This is a genomic window from Aquimarina sp. I32.4 (assembly GCF_002924285.1).
In the GTDB taxonomy this organism is placed as follows: domain Bacteria; phylum Bacteroidota; class Bacteroidia; order Flavobacteriales; family Flavobacteriaceae; genus Aquimarina.
Window position 1 is genome coordinate 1 of sequence record NZ_PGUB01000158.1, and the last position, 6,834, is coordinate 6,834.

At 33.3% G+C, this 6,834-nt stretch carries 5 protein-coding genes; 1 reads left to right on the forward strand and 4 read right to left on the reverse strand.

What is annotated here, in order from left to right; genetic code table 11:
• Positions 1-57: 57 nt before the first annotated feature.
• From CVD18_RS20715 to CVD18_RS20725, 3 genes are all read right to left on the reverse strand, one after another.
• Complete coding sequence (locus CVD18_RS20715) at positions 58-294, reverse strand: hypothetical protein (protein ID WP_103867394.1); 237 nt, start codon at positions 292-294, stop codon at positions 58-60.
• Positions 295-297: 3 nt separating this feature from the next.
• Positions 298-1,248 carry an ornithine cyclodeaminase family protein gene (locus CVD18_RS20720; protein ID WP_103867395.1) on the reverse strand — a complete coding sequence of 317 codons (951 nt, stop codon included), beginning with the start codon at positions 1,246-1,248 and terminating at the stop codon, positions 298-300.
• 273 nt (positions 1,249-1,521) lie between these two features.
• A complete protein-coding gene (locus CVD18_RS20725; RefSeq protein WP_103867396.1) occupies positions 1,522-2,175 on the reverse strand; it encodes a uracil-DNA glycosylase family protein in 654 nt (217 codons plus the stop codon).
• A 515-nt stretch (positions 2,176-2,690) separates the two neighbouring features.
• Here CVD18_RS20725 and CVD18_RS22850 point away from each other — a divergent pair.
• Entirely contained in the window at positions 2,691-6,155 is a 3,465-nt protein-coding gene (locus CVD18_RS22850; RefSeq protein WP_158250528.1) for a fibronectin type III domain-containing protein, read from the forward strand.
• A gap of 423 nt (positions 6,156-6,578) precedes the next feature.
• Here CVD18_RS22850 and CVD18_RS20735 read toward each other — a convergent pair.
• Positions 6,579-6,834 (reverse strand): integrase core domain-containing protein (locus CVD18_RS20735; protein WP_146052883.1); only part of this gene is annotated, 256 nt, incomplete at its 5' end.

Here is a 6,834-nt window from a genome sequence, read left to right on the forward strand (position 1 = left end):
CCTAAAATCCATTTCTTTCATAGGGAAAATATACGGATTTTATCCCAAATAATCTAATTATATTACCGCTATGTTAATAGCCCCATTATAAAGAGCGCTTATTCTTTTACGCAATGGTATAGATCCATTGGTCTGTCCATACCCTAATACTGTATTAGTAAGTGTATCTATTTGTTGTTTATCTAATAATTCATTTAGTGTATACGGATGAAAACCACTCTCTGTCAAATTATAATCAACAGTGTTTTCAAATAAAGACTGTACTCGTTCTAGTTCAAAAATTGGAATATTCATAATCTATTGTTTTTTGTAGTTTGTATAAATTGATTTTGCAATCATAATATCTTGTATAGCAACACCTGTAAGGTCTACAACACTAATTTGCTGTTCATTACTCCTTTGTAGCCCCTCATTTTTAATAGCATTACCCAGTTCAACAACTTTCTCTGGGAGTATCGCACCTTGTTGAATCGCTCTATAAACCTCTCCTCTACTTTTACTTTGAGAAATACTATCTGCAATCACGATATCAGCTTTGCCTAAAATTTCACTTTGTAATTCTTGCTTTTCTGAAGTATCAGAACCTACAGCTGTGATATGAGTTCCTGGTAAAATATCTTCTGATAATAATAGCGATTCTTTTGAAGCCGTGGTAGTAACAATTATATTACAATGTTGTGAGATTTCATTGGGTGTTTTTGCGATATGTATTACAAACTTATCACTCAGTTCTGATTTTAATTTCTCAACATTTTTTATATTTCTACCCCATATCCACACTGTTTTACACGAGGTATATTGTTGAAGGTATTCTAATTGTAATTTTGCTTGAATACCTGTTCCTATAATACCAATAGCTACTATCTTTTTTGGTGCAAAATATTTGGCCGCTAGTGCTCCTGCTATCGCTGTACGAATATTGGTAAGATACCCTTCATCTAATAAAATAGCCTCTGATTGTCCTGTTTTCTGGCTAAACAAAAGCATCATCCCTTGGCTAGATGGAATTCCTATTTTTGTATTCTCATAAAACCCTGAAGCTATTTTTATTAGAAAAAAATCATCCTCTTTCAGGTATCCATATTTTATATGTACCTCTCCCTCTGGCTTATCAAAAAGCAACTCTCCTATTGGTGGAATAACAGTATTACCATTACTATATTCCACAAAACCTTTTTCTATAGCCGTCATCAAATCAATATTTTTGAGAATTGATTTAATTTCTGACAGATTAATAATTACACTCATACTGTATGTATTATGTTAAACTAAAAAACCTCCATACACCTCAATCATTTTTATTGATTTAAGGTATATGGAGGTCTTCCATAAATTTTACTTGCTTTCCCTATTTTCTTCCTTAAAGTTGAAAAACAAGCTTGTAACCTAAGTTACTATATCATTATTTGAATACAAATATATATTTTTTTTTAAATCTTCTTTATCTATTAGAAAATCTATTACATCATAGAAGCTTAGCATAATCACAGCTACGGTTAATTTTTATTAGGGAGACCTACATTAGAAATGGTGTTTATACTGCATTACCCTAAAATCAATAGTGTTGAATTTGGGGTTTTCTTTTTTTAGATCTTTATATTTCTGTAAACTCCCAATAGATCGGTTGGCTGCTCCCGACGGCGCAATGAGAGATACTGTTTTTATCACTCTTTCTCCTACTCTAAATTGATGGATTCTAGGAACCTCATCTGATATTATTTCTAATTTCATCTTATATTCTTTTAGGTGTCTTCTAAAAAAATATTCTGGTCCATTTTTACTATTGCCCCCCGTAAAAAGCAAGGTATCTATTTTAGGATATTGTTTTAGATACCCTATAAGATTTCTAAGCTGTATTTGTTGCATTCCCAAATCAGAAGCATCTATTTTTTCTCTTATACAGCTATGTACAATATCGCAAACACCTATCCCACGAGAGTTTAAAAATGTTTTACGCTGGTCTCTTGCCTCTTGAGTGGTTTCAAATTTTAAGTTTAGTTCAAAAATTTTATCCAATACTGGCCACAGTAATCCACTAATACTACCATAGCAAAAATCTACATCTCCTGTTTTTAACTCCCCTGTAGTAAATCGTGGCGGTGGTAAAGTTCCTACAATTAATTTTGTAGCTCCTTTTGGAAAAAAAGGTTCATAAGGATGGGTGTGCAAAAACATAATTTCTAGATCGATGATGAATTCTTATACGAAGATAACTGGATTCTCTATAAATCAAAAATAGTTGGGTTTACACTAGTATCTTGTACTATCATATATCTTATAATACATCTTTAGTTTACCTCAATCGTCAAAAACACCATATCCATAAAATAAGCATCTGATCAAATTATTTAACTAGTCTTCTTTTTTTTCGTACACCATTTCCTACATAACTATTTGTATACCAAATACTTCGAATTCTAGTTTTTGACTAACGAATTATAGGTATTAAATAACGAATACTAGCTTTCAAATACTTATCCATAAAGTAGATACTAATTTCGAGCCTCAACTCAACTTATTAATTAAAAAAACAGACTCAACTATGAAAAGAAAGAGAACGATTCCAAAGAAAAGCTCTTCAAATTCGTAATACTCAATATCAACTATATACTTTTTTAAGATCGTTCTCTACAAACATTAATTTTTTATTCACAAATCAAACTTAATTTTTAATCTTTTAACCTAACACAATGAAAAAAATATTAATTACTTTAATGCTATTTACTTGCTATTGTACGATAGCACAATATAATGCTTCGGCTCCTTGGATGGCAGAATTCGAAAACAAGAAAAAAACATCTGGAATTGATAAGAAAATAACCTTTGAAGAAATTACCACTGCATTTGACAATTATTGGAAAGGTCGTGACCATACCAAAAAAGGAAGTGGATACAAACCATTTATGAGATGGAGAGAATATTGGAAAAATGCTGTGTTACCAGATGGAACACTGCCTTCTCCCGCATATTTCTTTACTACAACGGCTGCCAAAAATAAAATAGCACCTTCTAAAAAAAACGGTAGGGCTACATCAAGTTGGATACCAATGGGTCCTTTTGATCATAATCAGGCATCTTCATGGTCACCTGGTCAAGGAAGAATTAATGTTGGAATTATAGATCCAAATAATGCAAATGTTATGTACGCTGGCGCACCTGCGGGAGGAATTTGGAAATCTACTAACAAAGGAGTTGACTGGTCTCCGTTATCAGATGATTTATCTCAAATAGGAGTTTCAGGTATTGCTATAGATCCTAAAAATTCGAATATAATATACATTGCAACAGGAGATGATGATGCAAGTGATAGTTATAGTATTGGTGTTCTTAAATCTACAAATGGAGGTACTACTTGGTCTCAAACAGGTTTAAGCTTTACTAACACACAAACTACAGCAAATGATATCTATATAAACCCTAATAATTCTAATGAATTATGGGTGGCTACTAGTGTAGGTGTTTACAAAACTACCAACGCAGGTGCTAACTGGAGCAGAACACTGCAAGGAAACATCAAAGATATAAAGCTTAAACCTGGTAATCCAAATGTAATCTATGCGGCAACAGCAACATCTTTTTACAAATCTACAAATGCAGGTGGTAGTTTTTCAATAGTTCAAAGTGGGCTACCTTCAAGTTCAGGAAGATTAGTAATCGATGTAACCCCTGCAAACCCAAATTATGTATATGTACTAAGTGCACACTCAAGAAGCTCTAACTACTCTTTTCAAGGATTATATCGCTCGACAGATAGTGGTGCTAGTTTTACCAAAACAGCAGAAACAACAAACATTCTTGAGAGTTTTCAAGCATGGTATGACTTAGCCCTTGCTGTTTCTGACAAAGATGCGAATACTGTCTTTGTAGGCTGTCTTAATATTTGGAAATCAACAAATGGAGGAGGTAACTTTTCTAAAATTAATAATTGGTCCTCTCCAAGACAAGCAACATATACGCATGCCGACATACACTTCTTAAGATATTACGATGGAAAACTTATTTGCGGAAGCGATGGAGGAATCTATATTTCAGAAAATGATGGACAAAGCTTTAAAGATCTTACCAAAGGGCTCCAAATAGGGCAATTCTACAGAATTTCAGTAGCAGAAAATAGCAGTGCTGATCATGTCGTTGGTGGTTTACAAGATAATGGAGGGTATGCCCTTAATGGAAATGAATGGAATAATTATTATGGCGCAGATGGTATGGACTGTGCTGTTAGTGGAAATAACGATAATACCTATTATGGATTTATTCAAAGTGGAAAGAGTCTTCATGTAACTACAAATAGAGGAACCAGTCAAAGGGAAGTAACAAAAGGACCAGAAGAAGGAAACTGGATTACCCCATTAGTATCTGATAAAAACGGTGTTTTATACGCAGGGTATTCTAGTTTTTATAAACTAAATGGCAATTCTTTTCAAAAGCTAACTAATTTTAATTTTGGAGGAAAGATTGATCATATAGAACTAGATCCGATAAATGGAAACATTATGTATGTTGCTCGTAAGAAAAATCTATTTAAAAGTACCAACAAAGGTGTGAACTGGGCCAAAATAGAAACTTTTCAAACCGATATCTCTTCTATAGAAGTTCATAATGACAATAACCAAATTGTCTATATTTCAACAAGTGGTTCTAGTAATGGAGGTGTTTTTAAGTCTACAAATCAAGGAACTAGTTTTACAAATATTAGTGGTAACCTGCCTAATGAAGGTAAATTTATTGTAAGACATCAAAAAGGTACAGAATCGATTTATTTAGGTACGTATCTTGGCGTGTATCATAAAAATGGAAACAATGACTGGCAGAATTATTCTCAAGACTTACCAAATGTTGCCGTTCGTGATTTAGAAGTTAACCTTAAAGATCAAGTACTTCTTGCAGCTACTTATGGTCGTGGCGTATGGAAAGTGCCGCTTGCAAGTTCAACAAACCCAGGAGATACTGAAGCTCCTTCTGCTCCTACAAATGTAACAACCTCTTCAATAACAGACACAAAATTAGTTTTATCATGGACTGCTTCTACAGATAACGTAGCAGTAACTGGTTATGATATTTATAGAGGAAATACAAACCTTGGAGCTGTTTCAACAACAACAACAACAATTAATAACTTAACAGCAAACACAACCTATCAATTTAGACTAAAAGCTAAAGATGCCGCTGGTAATCAATCTGGGTATAGTTCTACAATAAGCGCTACTACTACTGGTGGTGGTACAGGCTCTGGATGTACCTCAGGAATATCTTCTTTCCCATACAATGAAGGGTTTGAAAATACTTTGGGGGCATGGTCACAATCTACAGCAGATGATATTAATTGGACTGTGGGTGCTAGTGGTACACCATCAAATGGAACTGGACCTGCAAGTGCAACACAGGGGTCGTATTATATGTATGTTGAAGCTTCTGGTAATGGAACTGGATATCCTAACAAAAGAGCTATTTTGACTTCCCCTTGTTTTGATTTATCATCGACAACTCAAGCTAGCTTTACATTTAGCTATCATATGAATGGCCCTGATAATATGGGAAGTATAACTGTAGAGGCCAGTACAGATCAAGGAGCTAATTGGATAAATATTTGGAGTCAAACCAATAGTCAAGGTAATTCTTGGAAAAACGCAATCATTGACCTTAGCGCATATGCTGGAGGAGATGTTCAATTGCGATTTAATAGAGTTACAGGAACTACATGGCAAGCAGATATTGCTATTGATAAAGTAGCTGTGACAAATACAATAGCATCAGCAAATCGATGTAATAATGTTTCGCAGCATAGTACATCAATTTCATATCAATCAGGTAATCAAGTAGTTTACCAAGGCAATCTATGGGAAAAAACAGCAACAAGTTGGACAAACCTTGGTGTTTGTGGCAATCCTGTAGCATCAATTGCTTCGGGTACTGTGACGATAGCACCTCCTACTATAATTGATAATGGATTAAAAATATATCCAAATCCTATAAAGGGTACTATTCTTAATATTATAACAAGAAATCTCGGTGCTAAATCCTATACAATCTATACTTTATTAGGTCAAATAGTGGACCAAGGAACTGTTACCAATACTATTAACATTGAAGACTTAGAAGCTGGATCTTACTTTATAAAAGTAGGTGCCCAAAATGCTAGATTTGTAAAAGAATAATAGTCAACATATAATCTAGTTTATTGCTAAAGCCTCTTGAAATTCATTTTCAAGAGGCTTTTATTTTTCTAAAAAACAAAATGCTTTCCATAGTACTATTAGAAATCTTAGTATTATTTGCTGTAAAAAAACAATTAGGTAAAGAATGTCCCTTCCTCTATGATCTTTTTTTAATGTTCTAAACTTGAATAGTACTATACCTGTTTACACATAGGTTTTATCTGTCTTATTTCTCTAAGCATATAGGTACACATTTACTCTGCTAGCGAATCATAATCTACTAAAAATCAAAGTTTTTTTTTAATTAGTTTCTAGAACCTGAATCAAAAACTGAAATAAATCCCAAATTTAGAAAGTTACAAAAATACTCACATGTTTTGACCCCTATAAAACAAGAGTAATCTTTTAAATTTGGATTATTAATTATGCTACTCTATTTTTCATTAAAATTAAGTGTTTGTCTTTGTTCCATTTTTCCATAGGAGTTATTCTTCCCAATAGTCCATGATGCCTTACGTTGTTATAGAAAACCACATATCTTTTTAGTATTTGTTGAATCTCTCCAAATGTTCTATACTCAAATCGTTGAAAGACTTCTTTTTTAAGTATTCCATGATAAGCTTCTACATGTGCATTTTCCTCTGGTGTAGCAACATGAGTAAACTCTTGACTTACCGTT

Coding starts and splice junctions, on each gene's coding strand:
- CVD18_RS20715 (WP_103867394.1), bottom strand. CDS start 294: ATGAATATTCCAATTTTTGAACTAGAACGAGTACAGTCTTTATTTGAA.
- CVD18_RS20720 (WP_103867395.1), bottom strand. CDS start 1,248: ATGAGTGTAATTATTAATCTGTCAGAAATTAAATCAATTCTCAAAAAT.
- CVD18_RS20725 (WP_103867396.1), bottom strand. CDS start 2,175: ATGTTTTTGCACACCCATCCTTATGAACCTTTTTTTCCAAAAGGAGCT.
- CVD18_RS22850 (WP_158250528.1), top strand. CDS start 2,691: ATGAAAAAAATATTAATTACTTTAATGCTATTTACTTGCTATTGTACG.